At 67.7% G+C, this 1,331-nt stretch carries 2 protein-coding genes; both read right to left on the reverse strand.

The window, feature by feature from the left end; genetic code table 11:
- Window positions 1-30 precede the first annotated feature (30 nt).
- The gene (locus ABD52_RS37190) at window positions 31-957 is read right to left on the reverse strand and encodes an IS3 family transposase (protein ID WP_047894866.1); all 927 of its coding nucleotides are present in this window, start codon (window positions 955-957) and stop codon (window positions 31-33) included.
- Window positions 954-1,265 carry a transposase gene (locus tag ABD52_RS37195; RefSeq protein WP_047894867.1) on the reverse strand — a complete coding sequence of 104 codons (312 nt, stop codon included), beginning with the start codon at window positions 1,263-1,265 and terminating at the stop codon, window positions 954-956. Before ABD52_RS37195 ends, ABD52_RS37190 begins: the two co-directional genes overlap by 4 nt.
- Window positions 1,266-1,331 lie beyond the last annotated feature (66 nt).

The following is a 1,331-nucleotide window of genomic DNA, read 5'->3' on the forward strand; positions in this document are numbered from 1 at the left end:
TGAGTTCCCCCCGCTTTGATGGAGCGGTGGTTACCTGCTGCCGGCTGGCGCAGGGGTGGCGATTGGTGGCTCGGCTGGCTCGGTCTGGCGGCTGTGCCAGGCGGTCTCGTACTCGTTCGGGCTGAGGTAGCCCAGCTCGCGTTGGATGCGGCGGGTGTTGTACCAGCCGTCGATGTAGGCGAAGATCGCGTTCTCGGCCTCGTCGCGGGTCCGCCAGGACGTGCGGTAGACGAGTTCGATCTTCAGCGTGGACCAGAAGTTCTCCATCAGGGCGTTGTCGTAGGAGTCGCCGACGGAGCCCATCGAGGGCAGGATCCCGTTGTCCTGTAAGCGTTCTGCGAAGCGGAACGACGTGTAGTTCGACCCGCGGTCGCTGTGGTGGATCAGTTGGCCGTCGCGGACGTCGCGGGACCAGATGCCGTATTCGAGGGCGGCGAGGATCAGGTCGGTGTCGCAGCGGTCAGACGTCTTCCACCCGACGATCCGGCGGGAAAACGCGTCGCGGACCGCGGCGAGCCAGAACACGCCCTCGCCGCAGGGGATGCGTGTGGCGTCGGCAACCCAGAGCCGGTTCGGCCCGTCGGCGGTGAACTGCCGGTTGACCAGATCCGGCGCCGGCGTGTGCCGGGGATCCTGTCGCGTGGAGCCGCCACGCCAGCCTCGACGCAGGAACGCCCCCTGCCAGCCCTGCTCGGCCATCAGCCGCTCGACGCGCTTGCGGCCCACGCGGATGCCGTCACGGCGCAGCTGCCGGTGGACCCGGTCAGCGCCGTAGGTGCGCCCGGAGGTCTCCCAGATCTCATGAATGTTGGAGATCAGCCCCAGGTCGACGACGTCCCGGTCGCAGGGCTGCTCGGCCTGCTTGACCCACGCGTAGTAGGTCGAGGCGCCGATGTTGAGGACCCGTAGCAGGAGCGCGACCGCGAACTGGTCACGGTGTTCGTGGATGAACCTCATGACCGTCGCCGGGTCGGGTCGAGCTCCGCCGCGAAATACGCGCTCGCGGCCTTCAGGATCTCGTTCGCCCGCCGCAACTCGGCAACTTCCCTACGCAGCCGGCGGTTCTCGTCCGCCATCTCGCTGGTCGGCCGGTCGTGACGCTCACCCGTGTCGGCCTCGGCCTGGCGGATCCAGTTCCGCAACGCCTCGTGATGCACGCCGAGTTGCTCGGCCAGGCGCCGGATCACCGGCTTCGGGTCCGACTCGCGATACAGGCGCACAGCGCGCCGACGTAGCTCATCGGGGTACTTCTTCGGTGCTGCCACGGACGACTTCCTCCCCACGGCCATCAGACCATGATCAAGAACCTCCATGAAAGCGGGGGTGGCTCA

This window comes from Micromonospora sp. RV43 (assembly GCF_001029515.1).
Classification (GTDB): Bacteria; Actinomycetota; Actinomycetes; order Mycobacteriales; family Micromonosporaceae; genus Micromonospora; species Micromonospora aurantiaca.

Excerpts from the sequence above, each read along its gene's own strand:
- ABD52_RS37190 (WP_047894866.1), bottom strand. The coding sequence starts at position 957 with ATGAGGTTCATCCACGAACACCGTGACCAGTTCGCGGTCGCGCTCCTG.